The 24,593-nt window shown below is 39.1% G+C and carries 18 protein-coding genes; 9 read left to right on the top strand and 9 right to left on the bottom strand.

The features are described from left to right. Positions 1 to 104: 104 nt before the first annotated feature. On the top strand, positions 105 to 521 hold the full coding sequence (locus ABN080_RS08380) for a DoxX family protein (RefSeq protein WP_072071044.1): 417 nt from the start codon (positions 105 to 107) through the stop codon (positions 519 to 521). A 146-nt stretch (positions 522 to 667) separates the two neighbouring features. Here ABN080_RS08380 and ABN080_RS08375 read toward each other — a convergent pair whose 3' ends face one another. The 5 genes from ABN080_RS08375 to ABN080_RS08355 all read right to left on the bottom strand — a co-directional run bounded on the left by ABN080_RS08375 (position 668) and on the right by ABN080_RS08355 (position 9,646). Then, on the bottom strand, positions 668 to 3,466 hold the full coding sequence (locus ABN080_RS08375) for a M16 family metallopeptidase (RefSeq protein ID WP_349440822.1): 2,799 nt from the start codon (positions 3,464 to 3,466) through the stop codon (positions 668 to 670). Further along, entirely contained in the window at positions 3,456 to 5,165 is a 1,710-nt protein-coding gene (locus tag ABN080_RS08370) for an ABC transporter ATP-binding protein/permease (protein WP_349440821.1), read from the bottom strand. Before ABN080_RS08370 ends, ABN080_RS08375 begins: the two co-directional genes overlap by 11 nt. A gap of 63 nt (positions 5,166 to 5,228) precedes the next feature. Next, positions 5,229 to 7,976, bottom strand: a complete 2,748-nt coding sequence (locus ABN080_RS08365; RefSeq protein ID WP_349440820.1) for a secretin and TonB N-terminal domain-containing protein — start codon at positions 7,974 to 7,976, stop codon at positions 5,229 to 5,231. A gap of 103 nt (positions 7,977 to 8,079) precedes the next feature. Further along, a complete protein-coding gene (locus ABN080_RS08360; protein WP_349440819.1) occupies positions 8,080 to 9,108 on the bottom strand; it encodes a FecR family protein in 1,029 nt (342 codons plus the stop codon). Further along, complete coding sequence (locus tag ABN080_RS08355) at positions 9,098 to 9,646, bottom strand: RNA polymerase sigma factor (RefSeq protein ID WP_349440818.1); 549 nt, start codon at positions 9,644 to 9,646, stop codon at positions 9,098 to 9,100. Before ABN080_RS08355 ends, ABN080_RS08360 begins: the two co-directional genes overlap by 11 nt. Before the next feature lie 171 nt (positions 9,647 to 9,817). On the opposite strand from ABN080_RS08355, the gene ABN080_RS08350 reads away from it, so the two are divergent. Further along, the gene (locus tag ABN080_RS08350; protein WP_349440817.1) at positions 9,818 to 10,615 is read left to right on the top strand and encodes an energy transducer TonB; all 798 of its coding nucleotides are present in this window, start codon (positions 9,818 to 9,820) and stop codon (positions 10,613 to 10,615) included. Between the two features lie 115 nt (positions 10,616 to 10,730). Here ABN080_RS08350 and ettA read toward each other — a convergent pair whose 3' ends face one another. Beyond that, complete coding sequence (gene ettA / locus ABN080_RS08345) at positions 10,731 to 12,398, bottom strand: energy-dependent translational throttle protein EttA (RefSeq protein WP_072071039.1); 1,668 nt, start codon at positions 12,396 to 12,398, stop codon at positions 10,731 to 10,733. A gap of 342 nt (positions 12,399 to 12,740) precedes the next feature. Here ettA and sltY point away from each other — a divergent pair, with 342 nt between their 5' ends. After that, positions 12,741 to 14,660: a murein transglycosylase gene (gene sltY / locus ABN080_RS08340; protein WP_349440816.1), complete on the top strand. Its 1,920-nt coding sequence runs from the start codon at positions 12,741 to 12,743 to the stop codon at positions 14,658 to 14,660. A gap of 100 nt (positions 14,661 to 14,760) precedes the next feature. Continuing rightward, positions 14,761 to 15,072: a trp operon repressor gene (gene trpR, locus ABN080_RS08335; protein ID WP_072063739.1), complete on the top strand. Its 312-nt coding sequence runs from the start codon at positions 14,761 to 14,763 to the stop codon at positions 15,070 to 15,072. A gap of 105 nt (positions 15,073 to 15,177) precedes the next feature. On the opposite strand, the gene yjjX is transcribed toward trpR, so the two are convergent. Next, entirely contained in the window at positions 15,178 to 15,714 is a 537-nt protein-coding gene (gene yjjX, locus ABN080_RS08330; protein WP_072071037.1) for an inosine/xanthosine triphosphatase, read from the bottom strand. 51 nt (positions 15,715 to 15,765) lie between these two features. Between yjjX and gpmB the strand changes: the two genes are divergently transcribed. Further along, positions 15,766 to 16,413 (top strand): 2,3-diphosphoglycerate-dependent phosphoglycerate mutase GpmB, encoded by a 648-nt coding sequence (gpmB, locus tag ABN080_RS08325; RefSeq protein ID WP_196554765.1) that lies wholly within the window; start codon positions 15,766 to 15,768, stop codon positions 16,411 to 16,413. Between the two features lie 44 nt (positions 16,414 to 16,457). On the opposite strand, the gene robA is transcribed toward gpmB, so the two are convergent. Then, a complete protein-coding gene (gene robA, locus ABN080_RS08320) occupies positions 16,458 to 17,366 on the bottom strand; it encodes an MDR efflux pump AcrAB transcriptional activator RobA (RefSeq protein WP_196554764.1) in 909 nt (302 codons plus the stop codon). A 221-nt stretch (positions 17,367 to 17,587) separates the two neighbouring features. On the opposite strand from robA, the gene creA reads away from it, so the two are divergent. After that, a complete protein-coding gene (creA, locus tag ABN080_RS08315; protein WP_176694743.1) occupies positions 17,588 to 18,046 on the top strand; it encodes a protein CreA in 459 nt (152 codons plus the stop codon). Positions 18,047 to 18,255: 209 nt separating this feature from the next. Here creA and arcA read toward each other — a convergent pair whose 3' ends face one another. Continuing rightward, positions 18,256 to 18,972, bottom strand: coding sequence for a two-component system response regulator ArcA (arcA, locus tag ABN080_RS08310; RefSeq protein WP_006535263.1), 717 nt, complete (start codon positions 18,970 to 18,972; stop codon positions 18,256 to 18,258). A gap of 810 nt (positions 18,973 to 19,782) precedes the next feature. Here arcA and thrA point away from each other — a divergent pair. From thrA to thrC, 3 genes are read left to right on the top strand one after another with little or no spacing between them, the layout of a single operon-like run. After that, entirely contained in the window at positions 19,783 to 22,242 is a 2,460-nt protein-coding gene (thrA, locus tag ABN080_RS08305; protein WP_349440815.1) for a bifunctional aspartate kinase/homoserine dehydrogenase I, read from the top strand. 2 nt (positions 22,243 to 22,244) lie between these two features. Then, a complete protein-coding gene (gene thrB / locus ABN080_RS08300; protein ID WP_502935109.1) occupies positions 22,245 to 23,174 on the top strand; it encodes a homoserine kinase in 930 nt (309 codons plus the stop codon). A 3-nt stretch (positions 23,175 to 23,177) separates the two neighbouring features. Further along, a complete protein-coding gene (gene thrC, locus ABN080_RS08295) occupies positions 23,178 to 24,470 on the top strand; it encodes a threonine synthase (RefSeq protein ID WP_349440812.1) in 1,293 nt (430 codons plus the stop codon). Positions 24,471 to 24,593 lie beyond the last annotated feature (123 nt).

Raw genomic sequence — 24,593 nt, 5'->3', positions numbered from 1 at the left:
TGATAATAAAAATCACACTCATTCATAATATTTCATCATATAATGTAGTGTACCTATTAATACGTATTAAAAGCACACATCACTATTTTGAATTTGGAGACGTTATGATTAATAAATTTAATCAACTTGTTGACTGTTCTGACTTGGGTAAATTGATACTACGTGTTTCTCTTGGAGTTTTAATGTTATTACATGGACTTCATAAAATGGAGCCGGGTGGATTAGCTGGTATTCAGGGTATGTTAGCTAATTTTAATCTACCCGCCTTTATTGCATACGGTACAGTAATTGGGGAGGTTGTCGCACCTATCTTACTGATTATTGGTCTATTTACTCGCGCCTCAGCACTTGTTTTGGCCGGTACAATGTTTGTTGCTGTCTTGATGGTTCACTCAGGTGATCTATTTGCATTAAATCCCAAAACAGGGGGATGGGCACCAGAAAGTGCGGGCTTCTATTTATTTGCGGCAATTGCTGTGATGTTTTTAGGTAGCGGTCGTTTTGCCATTAAAAAAGATTAGCAAATTTAATAGTCAATAAATTTGAATTTAATTGCTATGACTTGATTAGAATTGATGAACAAACGCCCAGATTTCTAAATGTATTTACATTAGAACTGGGCGTTTTCTTTTAGGAAATATTATAACTTATTGATTTTAAATGTGGATTATTTTTTATCCGCAGGTGTTAGCTTAAAGACCTTCTCATTTTCACCTAACCATTGGTGAGCCACTTGATTTATATCGTTAACATTTAATGTTTTTATAATGGCAGGATCAGTAAGTAAACGCTGATACTGTTGGTCATCAGTTGCAACTTGAGCAAGGGCTTCTGTCCAATAACTTGCACTGTCATTTACCTGTGAATTTTCAGTTAGCCAGATATTTTTAGCCTCTTGTAGCTCTTTCTCTGTAATGCCTGACTGTTTAACTTCATTCACGACTTTACGAGCAAGGGCAATTAATTCATCTGCACGCTCAGGTGATGCCGTAAAGTTTAAACGGCCGGTATAGTAGCTTGTAGGCACTTTCGTTAACATTTCAGAGAATCCAAGTGAATAAATTCCACCCGCTCTTTCACGTAGATTGAGTCTTAAACGTTGACTGATCACGGTATCCAGTAAATTTAACGCAAGTACTTGTTGTTGTGACCATTGAGCTGGTGCTGCATATTGAATACTTACCATACTCTTATCACTGCTTGCGATAGGGTATGTTTTGCTAAATGACGTTAGCTTTGGATTAATGGCAGGATCTGCCCAGAATAGACGCTGTTCCGAGCGTGTCGGAAGACTTGCGATCCAGCGTTCAATCAGAGGTTTTACCTGATTAATATTGACAGGGCCACTGATAACTAATGTCATATCAGCAGGTTGCCCTAAGATCATTTGGTTTGTTTGCTGTAATTGTTGGGCTGTAAATTGCTTCCAAGTACCTTGAGGTGAAACTACAAGGCGTTCACCATTTTGATAACTTTCTTTATTGATATTATCTAAGAACGTGCGTTCAACGGGGGTTTTTGAAATACCTAATGCCATGGCTTGCTTCTGTTGCTCTAACTTCTCACCATTAAATTGTGGAGAAGTTATTTTTAGATGCAGTAATGTTAGCAAGGTTTCTAATTCATCAATTGGTGCTTCGCCACGGAAACCATGGAATAACAGTTCGCTGTAAGGGCGCAAACTAATTTGATGTTGCTTGGTAAATAGCGCTAATTCACGTGCGTTGTAATGACTGTATCCACTCACTTCAGGTAATTTCAATGCCCATTGCACCATTCCTAAGCTTTGGTTTGTTTCAAGTGATGAACCTCCCGGAATACGCAGTGAAACTTGAATATTATCTTTGAGATAACTGTCATTTTTCACAATTACTTTTACGTTATTGCTCAGAGTCCACTGTTGCGTTTTTTCAATAGGGAGTGATTGCGTTGAAACAATTGAACCTGTGAGTTCAGGTTTAATATCTAATACAACAGCCTGTGTTTTTAGGGTAAATGCTCCTGGATTTGACTGTCTAATTTCTTGCCAACGTTGTGCTACTTTAGTTGCATTAAATAAATTAGCATCACTATCCGGACCAATCACAGCAACTCGTGGTGAAGCCTGTTTTAGATATTGGGCAAAATAAGCTGACAATGTTTCAGGGGTCACTTTATTGATTAATTGATAGCTTAAATTTAGGGCCTGTTTTTTAGTTTGAATTGGCATTTCCAATTCAATGGCTGTTGTGATTTGGTTGGCTAAATAATCGTGCTCATAACGCTCTTCACCCGCAGCTTGTTGGCTTAGGCGTTTTAGCATTGCGTTCCGGGCATTATCTAACTCTTCTTGAGTCACTGGAACAGAGGCGAGGCGTTGAACTTCTGTAAATAAGATATCTAATGTACCTTGGTAATCATTACCTTTAGGGTGGGCAATCATCAATTGTTGTGAACGACGAGAGTCTAACATTGCACCTTGAGCATTAGCGCTAATGGAAGCCGTTAAGCCATTATCAACGATAGTGGAGAAACGTTGATTTAAAATTGATAGCCATAATGAATCCATTAAATCTTCATATTGACCTTGTCGACTATTTAAAGGTGCTGGTAAAGTCCGCTGTAAGGTAAATTGTAAAATACGTGAACCTTGCTCTTTGTCGAAAATCGTTTTAACCAGTAGATCTTTATGATCGATAAAATTGTGCCAAGAAGGATCATCAATTCCTTTGTTTTCGCTATTTTTAGCGTTAAACAGTTGCTTAATATCCGCAATAGCATCGCCCTGATTAAAGTTACCAACCAGTACTAATGCCATTCTTTCTGGTTGATACCAAGTATCGTAATAGCGTTTTGCATCTTTCACATCGCCATGTTTAACAATTTTTAAATCGCCAATAGGATCACGCTCCAGATAACGGCTTCCGTAATAACGTAATTCTTCTAACTGGCGGTTAATACGAAAACCGATACCTTGGCGCAAACGCCACTCTTCAACAATAACAGGGCGCTCTTTATCAAACTCAATAGGGTCAAATGTCATTTCAAATGCCCAGTCTGATAAGATTTTTAACCCTGTTTTAATTTGGATCGGGTTTGCATTCGGCAATGACAGTTTATAAGTTGTCGCATTTAAACTTGTCGCGGCATTAACGTGACTACCTAATTTCATGCCTAGGCTTTCAAGCTGTTTAAAGCCCGTTGTACCCGGAAAATGGGTTGTACCTTTAAATGCCATATGTTCAGTAAAGTGTGAAAAACCGAGCTGTTTTTCATCTTCTTGTACAGAACCACTCTTGACTAATAAACGCATTTCAACACCGCTTTGTGGGCGTTGTAGTAAGTAGACGTCTAAACCATTATCTAGGGTAAAATGGCGAACATCAGGGCGCAGTAATAGCGCGCTTTTGTCATTTTGATTAGGGCTGCTTGCCGCACACCCTAAAAGGGAAAGACTGACGGAAACAATCAGTAATTTACGATACATATTCGGTAACTCCAGCAGGTTGAGAGGAGGACACGGTAGGGGCTTTGAGTGAAATCACATTATCTGCAATCACATGTGTAAAGCGCTGGTGGCTCACTAAGGCAATACCTGCAGTTGGCAGATGTTGTTTTAGCAACTGCAACATGTTCAATGCATTTTGTTCATCAAGTGCAGAGGTGGTTTCATCTAATAAAATAAGATCAGGTTTATTGAGTAATAAACGGGCAAAAATAAGACGTTGTTGCTCACCACCTGATAGGCGTGTTGTCCAATCCGTTTCAAGTGAAAGTTGATTTTTTATTTTATCTAAGCCCACCAAATGAAGCGCTTCTTCATACTCTTTAGTGGAGAATTGATTAGGCTGACAAGGATAAGCGAGCAAACTGTCTAAACGAGCAAAAGGCAGATACATACGCTGTGGGATCCAACACACATTTGGTGAGCGTTGAATTTCCCCTTTGAAATAAGGCCAATGCCCACTTAATGCTCTAAGCAGTGTTGATTTACCTAAACCTGAGCAACCTTCAATAACGGTTAACTCACCCGCTTTTACAGAGAAGTTAATATCTTGGATTAACAGGCTGTCATCTTGCATAAACAGAGAAAGATTGGTTTTTAATTTAATATTTTTGTCATTTAAATCAGTGATTTCTTGCTCATGGTCGTGCTCTAACAGTACCACGAAATTATAAAGACGCGTCACCGTTGCTTGCCATGCCGCAATTTCTTTATACGAGAAAATAAACCAGCTTAATGCCCCTGCAACACTAGAGAATGCTTGTCTCAACTGCATTAATCCCCCCAGCATTAACTCACCAGCAAGAAATTTAGGTAAGGCAAAAATAATCGGTGCCATCGCAGTAGCTTGTTGATAGCCGACAGTGAAGAATGCAAGATTTCTTTCGTAGCGAATAAGGTTATTCCAGTTATGAATAACCCCTAAAAAGCGACTCATTAATTCATTGCGATCACTCATTTCACCACGCTGACCTGCAATCGCATCGCCATGTTGTTTACGGGTGATAAGCGCAGTACGGTAATCGGCTTCTTTGCGTTGCTTATCCATATTAATCTTACGCAATGGTGAACCAATAAACTGCGTAATGGTGATCCCGATAATGGTATAGATAATGCAAGCCCAGAACATATAGCCGGGAATTGTCCACTCGCTGCCCCCTAATGTGAAAGAGATAGCGCCAGACAGTGACCAAAGAATGGTGGCAAAAGAAATAAGGGTGAGTAACGAGTGCAAAAATGTTACGGTTAAACGCATTGTTGATTCGATTAGTAAACGAATATCTTCTGCAATACGTTGATCCGGGTTATCAGGCTCTTGAGAAGTCAGCCTTAACATGTAGTGTTTACTGTTTTTTGATAACCAGCGATCGAGCACTTGTTCAGTCATGCCTTCGCGCCAGCGAATAACCATTTTTTGACGTAAGAAATCGCCCATTACCACAACAGTAATTAATCCTGCAATAATAATGACAAATTGCTGAAGAAGCTTGTAGAGTGCTTGCCCATCAAGTTGTTGTAATGCGTTATAGAAACCGCCATTCCATTCATTCATTTTGACGTTAAACCAGACGGATGACAGGGTTAAGGTCAAAGAGACAATCAATAGAAACCAGCAGTAAAGGGCGGCACGCCGCCCCCAAAAAGGTGAAACTAAATAGAAAAATTGTTTTATTGTTTTCATTGCTTATTGGTCATATTTTTATTGTGTATCGACTTGGTTGCTCACATTAACTTCGTCAATTTATTAATAGTCGTAGCTGACTTGTAACCAGAACTGACGACCTGGTTCATACGATTTGTAATCTTTATCTTGATAAGTGAAGTAGTCAGTTACATTTTTAGTGTTAAGGACGTTATTCACTTCAACAGAGATACCTACGCCATAAGCAAATTCAGGTTTCCAACCCAATTTGGTATCCCAAGAAAAACGACTGCTGTAATTACGTTTTTTGTATTCGAATAATGGGCCATATTCACTTGGTCTTGGGGAGCCATTATTGGCTTTCTCCGCTTGTGAACGAGCGCCATTCCATTGAAGACGGTTATACCAAGTCAAATCCAAATCATCCCAAACACTGGTGAGTTCAGCGGTGACTTTTAATGGTGAGTTAAAATTGCCAGAAGGTAAGTCTTTGGCATTGATGATTTTTCCGTCATACCATACTTTGTCATAGTTCATTCCTTGCGAACTTGGGTCGAAATTGGCATAACCAGTGTCTTTCGGGGTATTTGTCTTACTTTGTTGCCAGCTAATAGAGGCATTAAATACATGGTCAGCTTGAGCTAATTCCCACGGCTGACTATTTCTGACAGAAAGTGTTACGGTGTCGTGAGTGCTACGTCCATTATTATTAAAATGGCGGATTCTTATTTTATCTTTGTCATTTGGATATTTGGTATCACTACGCACTTCGTCACGACCTTCACGATGAACGTATTGTAAACGCCACGTGGTGGATACGATTTCTTGTTGTAAACCTAAGGTAATTTCATCGTTGTAAGGCGTTTTTAGTGAATCGACACCTTCAAAGTCAGTACGGTTTTCCCAATCACTTGGATTATCGTTATCACAAGAGTAGTAGCAGTGTTGTAAGCCTGCATTCTGTGCGCCATAAAGTGCATAAGTCAGCATTGAACGACCGTAATAACGGTTTACACCACCAATAATTAAGGTGTTACCTGTGCCCCAAATATCATAAGTACCACTTAAACGTGGTGAGATATTATTTTTTTGAACAAAATCATCTCTATCTAAACGAATACCTGGACGTAATGTCAGGCGTTTGTATTGAATATTATCATCAAGATAAATCGAGTAGTTGGTATAAGAGGCATCATAAGTACCCGCTAAGAAACGCGTTGTTTGTTGTAATGACCCCATCCACTGATCATCCCATGTGGAGCCAGTATAGGTATAGTTGTAGTAGGTATTATCGCGAATGTAAGAGCCTTTAGTACGGCTTACTTCAAATCCTGTTGTTGGTTGGTGGCTTACCGCACCCCATTCAACAGCATTAAATCTCATAATACTTTTGGCATTATAGGTTTCTTGTTTACTTTTAAGGTCACCTTGTCCACCACTACTAATTTGTTGTGGGTGTTCCCAATCGGTATAGTCTTTAATGGTGACAAAATAGTCTTGAGCATTGGTTCGCTTATCTTCCAGATTTTGATAACCCGCTGTTAATTCTAATGAACCAAGATCAAGTTGATGTTTATAAAGTGCAGTAAAACTTAAGCCATTATGCTCGTTGTCATAACCTGAGTTATAAACCGAACCGGAGAATAAATAACTTTTGTATCTAGCTATATTTGTTGATAAATCAAATGTTTGCTTTTCTGAAATATCCCAAGAGTATTTAATAAAATAGTTATCGGAGGTCCGAGTTTGATCTTTATAATGCGGTGTTTGTTCAACTTGTTCCAATTCACCATCAGGATGGCGAATAATACCGCCTTCTGAACTGATCATCATCGGAATGGTTGATTCACGACGTGATGCAGAGAAAATAAGTCCTGTATTATCCGTTAAGCTAGTTTCAAACCAACCACCGAAGTTTTGTTTGTCGTATTTTTTCTGGAAGCGTGCAGGGTTACTAAAATCATTGTTTGCTGTATCAAAATTCAGTTTTGGATCAGTAAAAATATTATTCCAGCTTGATCGTGTTGTGCGGTAATAGGCATTGGCATGCGTTTCACCAGACCAGCGACGGCTTTGTACTTCAACAGTGCCTCCGGTGAACCCACCAAATTCAACAGGAATGTTATTATCGTAAACCGCGACGCTATCAATTAAACGACTATCAAGGTACATACCTTGTTCATCACTACTAATGCGAGTGTTGGTTTCACCTAAATCTGATTTTGCTGGGTCAAAGTCATTGTTAAAACTGACACCATCAAGTTTATATGAGTTTTGATAACTACTAGAACCATGAATAGAAATACGTGAAGGTTTAATTTCACCCTGATTCATTGATGTGCTGTCATTATTAGAAAATTGAACCGCGGGGTTACTTTTTAGTAAGTCAGTGATATTACCATCACCCGTATTACGCTGTTTGATCTCTTCTGCGGTGATGTATTGTGGCGCGGAAACAACATCGGTAGCAGGATGATAAGCACTACCTACACCCGTGACTTTAACTTCAGGAATAACAATCGCATTAGTCGTTGCGAGAGGGCGAATAACAAATCCACTTCCTTGTGGAATAATCTCTAACCCACTACCAATTAAGACTTTTTGTAATGCAGTTTGGGTTTCAAATTGACCTGAAAGTGCTGGAGCACGTAGGTTTTTGACCGAATTAGCATCAAATAAAATTTGGACTTGCCCTTGTTTTGCAATGGCACTTAATGAATCAGCTAAAGATTGTTCTGGTAAAGCCACTGAAATTGCAGATGCATAAGCGCAAGGTGCGGCAATAGTGGTACTTATTAGCAATGCTAGCAGAGACCTCTTGAGGGTCCCTTTTTTGTTATTCATTCTCATTTCACCAATCCCATTCACTAACTTAATAATTGTTGTTATTAGGGAAGAGGGTGAAATGAGAATTATCCTCACCTGTAAAAAAGAATATTTTTCATATTTATTTTTACTTATTGATAATTAACGCATTATTTTTATCGGTGAAAACCACATTAACCGGCAATATAAGTGGAATTGCGGTAATAAAGCCTTTTGCATCGCTAATATTGGCAACGCCAGAGACTTTCATTTTGGCAATATCAGGGGAGGAAAATTGAATATTGATATCTAGGTAAGGTTTCAGTTTCGTTATCACTTCATTCAATGGTTGTTCAAAGAAATGCAGTTGACCAAAACGCCAACTTCCTACGGAATCAATATTAACCGAAGAGATAACAAAACTATCACTGGCTAATTTGCTGGTGGCTTGAGAGCCTGCGTACAAATAGGCTGGAGAGGATTTAGGGGTTGCTTTAACTTCGACGATCCCTTGATGTACAGCAACGTTAATTTGGTTGTCATCATATCGACTGACTTCAAATTCAGTACCGACAACTTTAATTAATCGTGTATCTGCATGCACATAAAATGGGCGGTAATGGTTTGGTTTTACTTTGAAATAAGCTTGGCCTTTATCTAACCATAATCGCCTTTCTTCTTGTACATAAGCGACTCTGACTTGCGTGTTTCTGTCTAAATAGACTTTAGAGCCATCAGCTAAGGTCATCTCTTTTGGTAAGTCACTGGTTGCAAGCGTCATATTATCCATTAGTAATGCGGGTAAATGACTATAAGGAAGATATAAAACAGTGAGTAGGCAAAAAGTTGCGGTAGTGTGGATAGCGGGACGCCAAAGAGAACGTTTTTTCTTTTCAATGGTGGTTATTGTTGGTCGTGATAATGCATCACATTGACGCCAAATACCTGCAATATCTTGATATGCTTGCCGATTTATATCATTTTCTATCCATTCTTTAAATTCTTGGCGTTGTTTGGAGGTCATTCTTTGGCTGTGTTGTCGGGTGAACCAAAGAGCGGCTTGCTCATCAATAGTATCATTGAGTAATTCATCATCAGTTTCTAAAAAAAGAGGATCTGCGCCCTCATCTGTGTGAGGTTTAGTTTCCGGTATGTTTTTTTCCGGCTTACTCATCATTCGTGCATTTCTCCTGTCCTGCATCGACGTATCTTTTGCAATGTAATAGAGCAGCCGCAATATGTTTTTCCACCATGCTGATCGAAATTTCCATATGTTCCGCTATCTCGCTTTGTGATAATCCATCAAAACGATAAAGAACGAAGGCTTCTCGACGACGAGGAGGTAATGTTGCAATTGCTTCACTAAGTAGATCTAAACGTTGTTGATGCTCAAGGACGTATCCCGGATCAAGCTCAGTTGTATAATTTTGAGCTGCATCATCTAATGCATAATCATCCTGATAGATATTTTTCTGCTTTTGATTTTTTCTCCAATGGTCAATCAAAACGTGGTTCGCTATTTTAAACAAAAAAGCACGCTGTTCTTGTACAGGTGTTTGTTCTTTTCTGTTTAACCATAGTGTAAACACATCTTGAGACAAATCATCTGCATCATGGTAATTACCCGTACGTTTGTGGAAAAAACGCACAAGTTGTCCATAGGTTGATTGATAGGCACAACTAATTTTTTGTGCCAATGATTTATCGCTAGCCATAATCTCTGGTGTCTAAAAAAGAGTGAAATAATAAGCTCTTACTGCTTCTCATGCGAACAAGTTATGATAATTATCAAGCTAATTTTTTATTGTATTATTAATAATAAGCAATATCATTTGTGTTTGTATTATGCCTATAATTCATCAGAAAGAAAATCAGAGGCAAGAATTATGAGTAGTATGTCGGCGACTTTTTCACGCCGTGGGTCATTTTCTATTGGTGGATTAACTGCCAGTATTTTATTTCATACAACGCTAGTCGTTGTCGCTATTGGTTGGATAACCTCTAAAGATGAACGCCATGGTGTTTTACCACCCGCAATGACAATGGATCTTGGTATCTATCAATTAGCTAAGGCAGAAACAAAAGATGTCCCTGTTGGGCCTGAAAAAGTGATGTCTGTTCCTGAACCCGCAGAAACAGAACCAGAGCCTGTGAAAGAAGTATTGGATTTACCTAAAATGCCAGTAGTAGCACAAGGTACTTATGAACGTATCCCAGAAAAACCGAAAGTAAAACCTGTGGTGAAGCCAAAACCCGTTGCGGTGAAAGTGCCTGATGATCTTCCTGTCTCAGAAGCCCCATCAGATGTAACAAGCGCACCTATTTCTGGTTCTAATACAAGCAGTAGTGCTCAATTTAATAGTTTCTCTTCTTCTTCGGCAAGTGGACAAATGGGATGGGAAAGTTTAATACATAGCCATATTGAGATGTATAAACGTTACCCAAGAACCGCAATACGTTTTAAAGCGACAGGCGTGACACAAGTTTCTATTGTGTTAAATGCAAAAGGTGAGTTATTAGATGCGAAAGTGGAAACATCATCAGGTAATCGAATTCTTGATAGAGAGGCGTTAAATACCATTAAGCGAGCTTCACCATTTCCTGCACCGGAGAGTAATCGTTTAGTTAATGGGAATATTTCATTTACGGCACCTTTAAGTTTTGATTACAGGCAAGAGAGTTAATTAATACGGTTCTACAATTATTTATTAAATTTCAAACTCATATAGTTATATAACTATAAAAAAGCAGAGAATAATCTCTGCTTTTTTTGCTATAAAATAGAGTAAATAAATTCGATTATTTGCTCATTCGTTTGTACTTCATGCGACGAGGCTCAAGAGCATCTTTGCCTAATGTCCGTTTTTTGTATTCTTCATATTCAGTAAAGTTACCTTCGAAGAATTCCACTTTACCTTCATCTTGGTAATCGATGATATGTGTGGCAATACGGTCAAGGAACCAACGGTCATGGGAAATAACCATGGCACAACCTGGGAACTCTAACAGGGCATTTTCTAATGCACGTAAAGTTTCAACGTCGAGGTCGTTGGTGGGTTCATCGAGCAGTAACATATTGCCGCCAACTTGTAGCAATTTAGCGAGGTGTAAACGACCACGCTCACCACCAGAAAGTTCGCCAACACGTTTACCTTGGTCAACGCCTTTAAAGTTAAAGCGACCAACATAGGCACGGCTTGGAATTTCAAAGTTACCAATACGCATAATGTCTTGGCCACCTGAGACTTCTTCCCAAACCGTTTTACTGTCATCCATGCTGTCGCGGAACTGATCAACAGATGCTAACTTAACAGTATCACCCAGCACTAAAGTACCTGAGTCTGGTTGTTCTTGACCGGAGATCATACGAAATAGCGTTGATTTACCCGCACCGTTAGGGCCGATAATACCCACAATAGCCCCTTTAGGAATAGAGAAGCTTAAATCATCAATCAGAACGCGATCACCATAAGATTTTGTTAGATTATTAATTTCTAACACTTTATCCCCTAAACGCGGTCCAGGTGGAATAAAGAGTTCACTGGTTTCATTACGTTTTTGATAATCAACGCTATTAAGTTCTTCAAAGCGGGCCAGACGAGCCTTACCTTTTGCTTGACGGCCTTTAGGATTTTGACGGATCCATTCAAGTTCTTTCTGAATAGATTTATGGCGAGCTGCTTCAGTTGCTGCTTCTTGCTCAAGACGTGCGTCTTTTTGCTCTAACCATGAAGAGTAGTTACCTTCCCATGGAATACCTTCACCACGGTCAAGTTCTAAAATCCAACCTGCTACGTTATCAAGGAAGTAACGGTCATGCGTGATTGCAACAACAGTTCCTTCATAATCGTGTAAGAAACGTTCTAACCAAGCCACAGATTCTGCGTCTAAGTGGTTAGTTGGTTCATCTAATAACAGCATATCTGGTTTTTCTAACAGAAGACGACAGATAGCAACACGGCGGCGTTCACCCCCTGAAAGTTTCTCAATTTTAGCGTCCCACTCAGGTAAGCGCAGTGCTTCTGCTGCGCGCTCTAATTGATTTTCAAGGTTATGACCATCATGAGATTGAATAATCGCTTCTAATTGGCCTTGTTCTTTAGCTAATTTATCAAAATCAGCATCAGGATCGGCATAAGCTGCGTAAACTTCATCAAGGCGGTTTAATGCGTTTTTTAGTTCGCTAACGGCTTCTTCAACGGCTTCACGTACGGTATGTTCAGGATTTAATTTTGGTTCTTGTGGTAAATAACCAATTTTAAGACCTGGTTGTGGACGTGCTTCACCTTCAATATCGGTATCGATACCCGCCATAATGCGAAGTAATGTTGATTTACCGGCACCATTTAGACCAAGCACACCAATTTTCGCGCCCGGAAAGAAGCTGAGTGAAATGTTTTTAAGGATATGTCGTTTGGGTGGGACAATTTTCCCGACACGCAACATACTATAAACGTATTGAGCCACTATAATTACCCTTTGATTATAAAAGAGATTTTCTCTGAGGTGCCGTTTTTCGCAATAAAAACAAATTTTTTGTAATTAAGCTGCGTTTTTAGAGCACCTAAATGAACAATAGCAAAGTCAATGTCAGTAATTTGCCAAAGACCCGAAAATGATGAAAGTCGCCAGTATACCCGATTTATAAAAGAAAACCTTAGTCAAAAGCGAGGTTTTTATCTACCTTTCGTGCTTCCTCTGAAAGTAATGAAAATTTCTCTTAAAGAGGGGAACTTACATTGTTAATGATTATCATATTAGCTAATGTATTCAGTATTTGGTGGTTCTATTTGAGGTGGGAGGCATTACGTGGTTAAGCAAAAGTGGTCATTAGCAGTCGCAATAGGGGCTTTGTGTTTTTCAGCATGGGCACAAGCGGATTCATTAAGTGAACAACGTGTTCGCTATCAAGAGATTAAAGCGGCATGGGATCTTAAAAAAATAGATGAAGTTGAAAAATTACTCCCAACATTAGAAAACTATCCACTTTATCCCTATCTGGAATATCGCCAAATCACCGATAATCTTGATGTTATTGCGCCTGCCGCAGTGAGTGAGTTTGTTGCGAAATATCCGACATTACCGCCAGCAAAAGCACTTCCTTCGTTATTTGTAAATGAATTGGCTAAGCGTCAAGAATGGCAAAATTTACTGACTTTTAGCCCTAATCCACCTAACCCCAAAGCAGCTAGATGTAACTATTATTATGCCAAGTGGGCAACCGGTGATATTCAAACGGCATGGATGGGAGCTAAAGAAGCATGGCTAAACGGCACATCAATGCCATCAAGTTGTGATCCCCTTTTTGATGAATGGCAAAAAGCTAATCAATTAACACCAGAGTTAGTATTAGAACGAATTAACTTAGCAATTAAAAATGGAAATACAGGACTTGCGGCTTACTTAGCAAGACGCCTTCCAGAAAACTATCAAACGATTAGTGATGCTTTAGTTGAATTACAAGACTATCCAAACTTAGTTGGGCGCTATGCAACTGCGCTTTCACCAACCGATTTTACTCGTTCTATCATACAATCGGCATTTTCACGTTGGGCAAGAAAAGATGCAGATGCGGCTAGAGCGCAACTGGATAATATCGCACATGCCCAAAAAATGACGGCGAGTGAACGCCAATTAATGCGTGATACTGTAGCGTGGCAATATATGCCTTATGCCACACCAGAGCAGGTAAAATGGCGTGATAACGTTATTCAAGATACCGCATCAGATACACTGCGTGAACGTCGTGTACGCTTAGCATTAAGCCAAAACCAACCAGCGGAATTGGCGTTGTGGTTAGAAAGACTCTCTCCTGAAAGTAAAAATAAGGAAGAGTGGCGTTATTGGCGTGCAATGGTATTGCAATCTCAAGGTAAAAATAGCGAAGCACAAGCTATTTTAGAAGCGCTGACGCAAAATCGTGGTTTTTATCCAATGGTTGCCGCAACCAAATTAGGTAAGCCTTATGTGATGGTGATAGATAAAGCACCGAGTGTTTCATCAAGCATCCCTAATCAGCCAGAAGTACAACGTGTTCGCGAATTAATGTATTGGCAAATGGACAACTTAGCGCGCTCAGAGTGGGCAAACTATGTTGCTTCGCAACCCGCACAAATGCAGTCTGAATTAGCACGCTATGCATTTGAACAAAAATGGGCTGATTTAGCAGTGCAAGCCACTATTACAGGAAAAATGTGGGATCACTTAGAAGAACGTTTTCCTCTTGCCTGGAAAAACGAGTTTGAACAATACACGCAAGATAAATCGATAGATCGTAATTATGCAATGGCCATCGCTCGCCAAGAAAGCGCGTGGAACCCACAAGCACGCTCTTCAGCTGGTGCAACCGGTTTAATGCAGGTAATGCCAAAAACGGCTGAATTTACGGTAAAACAAGCAGGTATTACGGGTTATGTCAGTAGTGCGCAATTAACTAATCCGGTAAAAAACATTGAGATTGGTACTGCTTATCTTGATTCTGTTTATCAACGATTTAACCAAAACCGTATTTTGGCAAGTGCTGCATATAATGCAGGGCCTGCGCGTGTTGATCGTTGGTTATCTGATGCAAATGGTCAATTAGATGCTATTGCGTTTGTAGAAAGTATTCCTTTTGCAGAAACGCGTGGTTATGTCAAAAATGTACTCTCTTTTGCTGTTTTTTATAGCTATTTTGCGGGTGAACAACAACCGGTGTTAACTGAGAATGAATGGAATAGTCGTTATTAAGGGATAAAAAGGCGATTTATCGTGGGAGCCTCTTTGTACATTAGCAAAGTATGATATAGTTTGTACTAGTTAATGAGTGTGGCAAAAAGAGGCTTTTACGATGCAAGATCCTGCATTATCACCTGAAGAGAATGAACACTGGCTAAGATTCGTTGAGTTATTACAACATGCATTTGAGCAAGATGTGCATTTTCCTATTTTACAGCTTTTAATGACACCTGATGAACGAAGTGCTTTGGCGACACGAGTACGCATTGTGCAAGAGCTAATGCGGGGAGATTTAAGTCAGCGTGAGCTAAAAGAAGAGCTAGGTGTTGGTATTGCGACTATTACTAGAGGCTCTAATAGCTTAAAAACAGCACCACATGAAGTGAAGTTATGGCTAGAAAAAGAGCTAATGACAAAAAAATAGTTGTATTATAATAATGTGGGCTAGAAAGATAAAAAGCCATTTAATTATTTGATTAAATGGCTTTTTGCTTTCTTTTTACCTAAAAAACACATACCAGATTAATTATTAATCTTCTTTTTGATTGAGTTCTTTATAGATATCATGAGTCACTGGCACTAATGCCAGAACTAATGCTTGCTGGTAAACAGAAGTACGACTGAGTAGGCCATCGGTAAAATAACCAATTGCACCACCACGTTGTTTAATATTGTCAATTTTGGTTAAAAAAGCCATTTCATCACCAAGCTCTCTGCCTTCACGGACCCCTTTTAAGATCTGCTCTGGTAGCATAAGACTTGCAGAACGTGATTCTCCACGAATTTTTCCATGTTCGACAACAATCCAAGCGAAAGTCATATCATCTTCAATACCGGCTTCAACACCTACCCAAAAATCTGCTTCGGGGCGAACTTGACGAGCCGCCATTACACGCTGACGTGCGCCAGTTCTCGTTTCTGTATTTCCGATAGGTTGTTGTGGAACACGGCTATCGACATTAATATCTTCAATATCAAAGGTATCTTTACCGAACACTTGCTCAAAAGCGAGTTTTATCGCGTTGATTTTTGCTGGATTCGTAGTGGCTGCAATGACATGATACATAATGAATTAATCATCCTTTGAAAAATTAGAGCAGTATAACGGAAAAAATGTATGTTACAGGTCTATCTTGTTCGCCACGGTGAAACTGAATGGAACGTGGCGAGACGTATTCAAGGGCAATCTGATAGCCCACTAACAGCAAATGGTGTGCGTCAAGCACAGCAAGTTGCTGAAAAAGTAAAATCAGCGGGTATTACCCACATTATCTCAAGCGATCTTGGCCGCACTCGTCAAACGGCAGAAATCATTGCACAAGCTTGTGGTTGTGAAGTGATAACTGACTCACGTTTACGTGAACTCAATATGGGCGTTCTTGAACAGCGAGAGATCGCAACATTAAAGACACAAGAAGAGGCTTGGCGCAAGAGTTTGATTGATGGTACACCTGATGGGCGAATTCCCCAAGGAGAATCAATGGCAGAATTAGCGAGTCGAATGCAGGCTGCGTTAAATCAATGCCTTGATTTACCCGAAAATAGTCGCCCACTCTTAGTGAGCCATGGTATTGCATTAGGATGTTTGCTGAGTACCGTCTTGGGATTACCTGCATATGCAGAACGCCGTTTAAGACTGCGTAATTGTTCAATTTCTCGTGTCGATTATCAAAATAGCCCTTGGCTTGCCAATGGTTGGGTGATTGAAACGGCTGGAGATGTGAGTCATCTTACTGATATAGCACTAGATGAAGTTCAACGCTAAAAAATAAAAGCTCTCTTTGACGTGACTATCAAGAGAGCTTTTTCTTATGCGGTTACATCTTCACGTTTAATGGGGATGTAATATTCAAAGCGTTGTATATGATCTTGTGGCTCTGTCACCATCTCATTGCTGTAACGCACATTTTTAAGGTAGTATTTTTCGACGTCATAACCTTTACGGCGAGTTAATCCCATTTTAGGTAAACAAACACCATAAATTAGGAATAAAAACTCCTGCATTGCCCCTCGTTTTGCCTCGCCTTCGAAATCAAAGCGAATGTAATCACCACCGGCTAATGAGACTTCATGGGCTGCATCATCCTCAATAAATGTTGCATAGTCAGGCTCAACGGCAGTGGTATAAAGCACACGTTGCTCATCTTCATGTTCATCACTATGTTGTGCATGATGAAGACCATAAACTTGGTGAGGAACCGCATTTATTTTGCTCATATAGTAACGCCAGAATGTTTGGCGCATATCGGAACAAGCTTCAGCCCATTGCTCAAGTGTATGGCTACATGTTTGCTCAATACCAATAAGTTTTTTCTCAGGTAATTGTACAAATTCCCATTTTGGTAAATTTTGAGGATCTAGGGTAATAGGTGGGCAAATTCCCACCGCGCACCATTCATCAGTACGACGATAAAGTGCCGGAGTCCTATCAAATTGTTTTTTAAAAGCACGGGTAAACGTCTGTTGAGAATCAAAACGATATTGCAAAGCAATGTCTAAAATGGGGCGGCTCGTTAAACGTAATGCAACAGCCGCGCGCGATAGACGCCTTGAACGAATATAAGAACCAATCGCTTGTCCTGTAACTTCTTTAAACATGCGTTGTAGATGCCACTTGGAGTAACCTGCTTTGGTTGCGACATTATCGAGGGATAATGGCTTATCAAGGTTACTATCAAGCCAAGCGAGCAAATCACGTATGATGTTGGTTTGATCCATACATCTCCCTTAGTCATATTCGTTTATTTATTGCGGTAGATGTTAAATAGCTTGAACATCTATAACAAGTTATATTGTTAGGCAGTCGTAAAATATAGTCTTTTTCAACGACTGATGTACACAAATTCTTCTATCAGTTAGCAAAAGATTGTTTTATTCTAGACCTAATTATTCTTTCATCTTTTCAATGGAACAAAGTAAATATGTTAAATTTCAAAAAGATGCTAGCGGTGTCTATCTTACTCCCTTTTTCTTTCATGGCAAAAGCGGAAGAAATTGGTTATGTCGATACTGTATTTAAGTTTTTTGGTGCTAATCATAAAATTGTGATTGAGGCATTTGATGATCCTGAAGTTAAAAATGTGACCTGTTATTTAAGTCGTGCAAAAACAGGTGGGATCTCAGGAAGTCTAGGTCTTGCTGAAGATACGGCGGATGCGGCAATTTCTTGCCAGCAAGTGGGGCCTATTGAGTTAAGTGAAAAGGTGATTAAAGGAAAAAATCGAGGTGATGTAGTTTTCCAAAAAAGAACATCTTTAGTCTTTAAAAAACTTCAAGTTGTCCGTTTTTACGATAAAGAACGTCATGCACTGATTTACTTAACTTATTCCGATAAGGTCATTGATGGCTCGCCAAAAAATGCGATCAGTGCCGTGCCTATTATGCCGTGGAAAGAGTGATTTTTATTAATTAGATAACTTAATGATTAATAAAATTAATATGAATGAGGTTTAAAATTTTTTTTAAAAAATAGCTATATTTTTTTTCAAAATAGTTGTTGAGATCAATTTTCACCTTTTGTTATTTTATTAATACGATACTACATAAAGAAAACCCCCGAATTTCATTCAGGGGTTTTTTCTTAGTAAGTGTTTGAGATGAAATCAAATCACTCGTCTAAATCACCACAGAAACGATAACCTTCGCCATGGATTGTAGCAATGATTTCAGGTGTATCTGGTGTAGATTCGAAATGCTTACGAATACGACGAATAGTAACGTCAACAGTACGATCATGAGGTTTCAATTCACGGCCTGTCATTTTCTTCAGTAATTCTGCACGAGTTTGAATTTTTCCTGGATTCTCGCAGAAATGTAGCATCGCACGAAATTCACTGCGTGGTAATTTGTATTGTTCACCAGCAGGGCTGATCAGTGAGCGACTGTTAATATCGAGCTCCCAACCATTGAATTTATAGCTCTCGACTAAACGGCGTTCTTCTGTGCCATTAACTAAATTCATGGTACGTGACAATAAGTTACGAGCACGAATCGTTAATTCACGAGGGTTAAATGGTTTAGTAATATAATCATCAGCGCCAATTTCAAGGCCTAAGATTTTATCTACTTCATTATCACGACCTGTTAGGAACATTAATGCAACACTTGCCTGTTCACGTAATTCACGAGCCAGTAACAGCCCATTTTTACCAGGAAGGTTAATGTCCATAATAACCAGATTAATATCATGATCAGATAGAACATTGTGCATTTCGTTGCCATCAGTGGCTTCGTGTACGATATACCCTTCAGCTTCGAATATGCTTTTCAGGGTATTACGAGTAACTACTTCGTCTTCAACAATCAGAATGTGCGGGGTTTGCATATTTGCTACCTAAAATTACCAAAAATAGAAAAAGGAAATCTGTGTTTAACTTCTGTGTGTGCACTTGTGTGGTTATTCATTTTTGTTATTAGCACGCAAAAACTAGACCCAGATTGAAATTCGATAAATAACCATCACGTTATTACAAAAAAATTACGATTTTAATCGACAATGAACGCTAAAATCAGAATGCAAAACGCCCATAGTCTATTAACAGCAATATAACACCAGTTGTATTAAATACCATCTAAAAAGCTAACTTTTGTTGACACATATCAAAATCAAGATAACAGCTTAACCCTGATTTCAATAGTTAACTATATAATTTGATTTATGTAATGTAAAAGAAAAATATATGTTAAATATAGTGGGGATTATTTTTTTTACCAGTTTTGTTACACAAATTAAAGGAGCCTAAAATACCTTATTCCTTATAAAAGTACAAATACCCAAATAACCCCAAAATAGTAGCTTTATTTTCTTTGTTTATCCCTTTGTGGTAGGAATATCTATACCACACTAGAGGTAGTGTTCGAAAAAATTTCATTTAAGTGAGATTTATTTTTTGTGTAAAAAAAAGAAAAAATTTGACATCTCTCTCGCTTTGCTTTAACCAGTATATAGTCAAACTAAATTTGAGACAGACAGGATAGTTATGCGTATTTACAGCCCAGCTAAAATGACAATTATTACCACCACCACCGGAATTTTATATTGCGGGACGGGCTGTCGCATATAAAAAACGAAAATCGAAAAAGCCCGCATTGAGAAATGCGGGTTTTTTTTTGGGTGAAAAATCAGGAGAGTTGTATGCGAGTGTTAAAATTTGGGGGAACTTCAGTTGCTAATGCAGAGCGTGTGCTGAATGTTGCTGATATCGCTGAGAAAAAAAGAGAACAAGGACAAGTCGCTCTTGTATTATCAGCACCAGCCAAAATAACGAATTATTTGGTTGCAATGATTGAAAAAACGGCAGAAGGTGAAGATCCTCTCACTCAAGTACGAGAAGCCGAGCAAATTTTTGCTAATTTATTACAAGGATTAAGAGAAAAACAGCCAGGCTTTGACTATGAGCGCCTAAAAGATAAGGTTGAACGTGAATTTGCCGAGATCAAACATATTCTTCATGGTATTTCTTTATTAGGTCAATGCCCTGATAGCATCAATGCAGCGATGATTTGCCGTGGTGAAAAGCTCTCTATCGCCATTATGGAGTCTGTTTTACAAGCTCGTGGTTATAATGTCACCGTTATTGATCCTGTAAAAAACTTACTCGCACAAGGTCACTACCTAGAATCTACCGTTGATATTCCTGAATCTACTCGTCGCATCTTGGAACTTAATATCGCAAAAGACGATATAATTTTAATGGCTGGTTTTACCGCAGGTAATGAAAAAGGTGAACTGGTTGTATTAGGCCGTAATGGTTCAGACTACTCAGCCGCAGTATTAGCAGCTTGTTTACGTGCTGAATGCTGTGAAATTTGGACTGATGTTGACGGTGTTTATACTTGTGATCCACGCTTAGTACCTGATGCTCGTTTATTGAAGGGCATGTCATATCAAGAGGCAATGGAGCTGTCTTACTTCGGTGCTAAAGTACTTCATCCTCGCACTATTGCTCCAATCGCCCAATTCCAAATTCCTTGTTTGATTAAAAATACAGGTAATCCTGATGCACCGGGTACACTGATTGGCGATGGCCAAAAAGATGAGAGTACTCCTGTTAAAGGGATCACCAATCTTAATAACATGGCGATGATCAACGTATCAGGCCCTGGTATGAAAGGTATGGTAGGGATGGCAGCTCGCGTATTCTCTGTGATGTCGAGAGCAGGTATTTCTGTTGTTCTTATTACACAGTCTTCTTCTGAATACAGCATCAGCTTTTGTGTGCCACAAAAAGAATTAATAAGAGCGCAAAAAGCATTATCAGATGAATTTTATTTAGAATTAAAAGATGGTGTGCTTGATCCATTAGATATCATGGAAAACGTAGCGATTATCTCAGTCGTAGGTGATGGCATGCGTACTCTGAAAGGGATTTCAGCACGATTCTTCTCTGCGTTAACACGAGGCAATATTAATATTGTTGCCATTGCTCAAGGATCGTCTGAACGCTCTATTTCTGCAGTTATTGCCAATGATTCAGCAACTAATGCGGTACGGTTATGTCACCAAATGCTATTCAACACAAATCAAATCGTTGAAGTTTTTGTGATTGGTGCGGGTGGTGTAGGTAATGCATTAATTGAACAAATTCATCGCCAACAGGCATGGTTGAAAAATAAACATATCGATCTTCGTGTATGTGGCATTGCCAATTCACGCGCCATGTTAACGAATATGCAAGGTATTGATTTAGATAATTGGCAACAAGCCTTAAAAGAAGCCAAAGCTCCTTTTAGTTTTAGTCAACTTATTCGCTTAGAAAAAGAGTACCACTTCTTAAATCCAGTGATTGTTGATTGCACATCAAACGAGGAAATTGCGCAACAATACGCAAATTTCTTACAAAATGGTTTTAATGTGGTTACACCAAACAAAAAAGCGAATACGCTGTCGATGGATTATTACTATCAAATCCGACAAGCTGCTGAAGCTTCACGTCGTAAATTTTTGTATGACACTAACGTGGGTGCAGGTTTACCAGTCATTGAAAACCTACAGAACTTGCTTAATGCAGGTGATGAATTGGTTCAATTTAATGGTATTCTTTCAGGCTCACTCTCTTACATTTTTGGCCAATTAGACGAGGGTAAGAGCTTGTCAGAAGCAACGTTTTCAGCGAAAGAAAAAGGTTTCACAGAACCTGATCCTCGTGATGATCTTTCGGGTATGGATGTTGCGCGTAAATTGCTGATTTTAGCCCGCGAAGCGGGTTATAAATTAGAGTTAAGTGATATCGATGTAGAGCCAGTGTTACCGACTTCATTTGACAGCACAGGTGATGTTGCAAGTTTCTTAAATCGTTTACCTCAAGTTGATGTTGAATTTGACGCTAAAGTCGAAGAAGCACAAAAAGCAGGCAAAGTATTACGCTATGTTGGTGTTATTAATGAAGGTCAATGCCAAGTTAAAATGATGGCTGTTGATGCTAATGATCCTCTGTTTAAAGTAAAAAATGGTGAAAATGCTTTAGCCTTTTACACTCGCTACTATCAGCCAATTCCATTAGTGTTACGTGGATATGGTGCGGGTAATGATGTTACTGCCGCTGGAGTGTTTGCAGATGTATTACGTACCTTATCATGGAAATTGGGAGTTTAAGCGTGGTTAAATTTTACGCACCGGCATCAATAGGTAACGTGAGTGTCGGGTTTGATGTTCTTGGCGCTGCGGTTTCACCTATTGATGGGCAATTGCTTGGAGATTGTGTCACCGTTGATGCGGCTTCATCATTTACACTGGAAAGTAAAGGGCACTTTGTCAGCAAATTACCCACTGATCCTAAACAAAATATAGTGTATCAATGCTGGCAGTTATTCTGTGAGAAACTAGGCAAAGAACTTCCTGTGGCAATGGTTTTAGAAAAAAATATGCCAATTGGTTCTGGTTTAGGATCAAGTGCTTGCTCTGTTGTTGCTGCATTAGTTGCACTTAATGAGTTCGCTAAAAAGCCTTTCAATGAAAGACAATTATTATTAATGATGGGTGAGTTGGAAGGGCGTATTTCAGGAAGTGTGCACTATGATAATGTTGCACCTTGCTATTTAGGTGGTCTACAACTCATTCTTGAACAAAATGACATCATTTGCCAATCTGTACCGACATTTGAAGATTGGTACTGGGTAATGGCTTATCCTGGAATTAAAGTCTCTACCGCACAAGCCAGAGCCATATTGCCAAAAGAATATGCTAAGGCAGATATCATTAATCACGGACGCTATTTATCTGGTTTTATTCATGCTTGTCATACTCAACAACCTGAATTAGCAGCAAATTTAATGAAAGATGTGATAGCTGAACCTTACCGCACTCAGTTGCTTCCAGGATTTGAAAAAGCCAGAGAAGCTTCACAAAAGAAAGGGGCATTGGCTTGTGGCATTTCAGGCTCAGGCCCTACTCTTTTTACCATTACCGATTCATTAGAAATTGCACAAGATATGGCCGAATGGTTAAAACAACACTATGTACAAAACAGTGAAGGTTTTGTACATATCTGCCGTTTAGATACGCGTGGCGCAAGACAGATAGGGTAAGTCATGAAATTATACAATTTGAAAGATAATCAAGAGCAAGTTAGCTTTGCTCAAGCGGTAAAGCAAGGTTTAGGTAAGCACCAAGGTCTCTTTTTTCCACAGGACTTACCGTCGTTTACTAAAGCTGAAATTGATGAATTATTAGCGCTTGATTTTGCAACACGCAGTAGCCGTATTTTAACGGCATTTATAGGTGATGAAATTCCTGCTGATGTATTAGCAAAACGAATTAACACTGCATTTGCATTTCCTGCACCAGTGACTCAGGTTGAAGACGACATAAGTTGTTTAGAGCTTTTCCACGGTCCAACATTAGCATTTAAAGACTTTGGTGGCCGCTTTATGGCACAGATGTTGTCAGAAGTTGCAGGCAATCAACCTGTAACTATTTTAACTGCAACATCTGGTGACACTGGTGCTGCCGTTGCTCATGCATTCTACAAATTAGAAAATGTACAAGTTGTTATTCTTTATCCTGAAGGCAAAATTAGCCCATTACAGGAAAAATTGTTCTGTACATTAGGTGAAAATATTCACACTGTTGCAATTAAAGATGACTTCGATGCTTGTCAATCATTAGTAAAACAAGCTTTTGATGATGAGTTCTTAAAGAAAACAATGTATTTGAACTCAGCAAACTCCATCAATATCAGCCGACTATTGGCTCAAATTTGTTATTACTTTGAAGCCGTTGCCCAAATTCCTGCTGAAAAACATGAACAACTCGTGATTTCTGTGCCAAGTGGTAACTTTGGTGATTTAACTGCGGGCCTATTAGCGAAATCTTTAGGGTTACCTGTTAAACGCTTTATTGCAGCAACAAACGTAAATGATACAGTTCCTCGCTATTTAGATAATGGTAAATGGGAACCTCACCGTACTGTTGCAACTCTTTCTAATGCAATGGATGTTAGCCAGCCTAATAACTGGCCACGTATTGAAGAATTGTACCGTCGCAAAGAGTGGGATCTCTCTGATCTGGCTCATGGTGCTGTTAGTGATAAAACAACGGAAGAGACAGTACGTGAGCTTGCAAAAAAAGGTTATATTTCAGAGCCACATGCTGCTGTTGCTTATCGTTTATTACGTGATGAGCTTCAAGAGGGTGAATACGGCTTATTCTTAGGTACTGCGCACCCAGCGAAGTTTAAAGAAAGTGTAGAGCGTATTTTAGGGGGGGAGCTACCATTACCTCAAGAATTAGCAGAGCGAGCAGATAAAGAATTACTATCACATTTTTTACCAGCTGATTTTACTAAATTACGTGAATTTTTATTAGAACGTGCACCAAAATAAAATAATTTACTAGGATCTCAATAAAAAACGCCAGTGAAATACTGGCGTTTTTTTTAAATAAGCAATTATAGTTATTTCTTTCTATTAATTTTTCAAATATAAAATCTACACAAGTCAACAAAA

Source organism: Proteus sp. fly-1089, from assembly GCF_040138965.1.
Taxonomy (GTDB): Bacteria; Pseudomonadota; Gammaproteobacteria; order Enterobacterales; family Enterobacteriaceae; genus Proteus; species Proteus vulgaris_B.
This window is presented reverse-complemented; position numbering and strand designations above follow the sequence as displayed.